1 protein-coding gene is annotated in these 365 nt (G+C 67.4%); it reads right to left on the bottom strand.

Features of this window, described 5'->3' with window-relative positions; translation table 11 throughout:
- On the bottom strand, nt 1-365 hold a 365-nt coding region (locus tag ACFHW0_RS31870; protein ID WP_416613334.1), incomplete at both ends, for an acyltransferase domain-containing protein.

Below are 365 nucleotides of genomic sequence, written 5' to 3'. Positions count from 1 at the left end.
ACACACGCATCAGCAAGGGACAACATCCCCGCCACGTACGCGGCCGTCACCTCACCGATCGAATGACCCGCGAAGTAGTCCGCCCGCACGCCCCAGGAGGACAGCAGCTCCCACAACGCCACCTCCACCGCGAACAACCCCGCCTGCGCGAAGACGGTCTGATCCACCAGACCGGCCTCGGCCGAGCTTGCCTCGGCGAACACCACCTGACGCAGAGGAAGCGGCAACAGACCATCGAACTGCGCGCACACCGCGTCAAGGGACGACGCGAAGGCAGGGAAAGCCTCGTACAGTTCCCGGCCCATGCCGGCGCGCTGCGAACCCTGCCCCGTGAACAACACCGCCCGACGACCCGCCGACACCAC

The organism is Micromonospora sp. LOL_025, assembly GCF_048060285.1.
In the GTDB taxonomy this organism is placed as follows: Bacteria; Actinomycetota; Actinomycetes; order Mycobacteriales; family Micromonosporaceae; genus Micromonospora.
The sequence above is the reverse complement of the archived record's forward strand: the minus strand, read 5'-3'. Positions and strand labels throughout refer to the sequence as shown.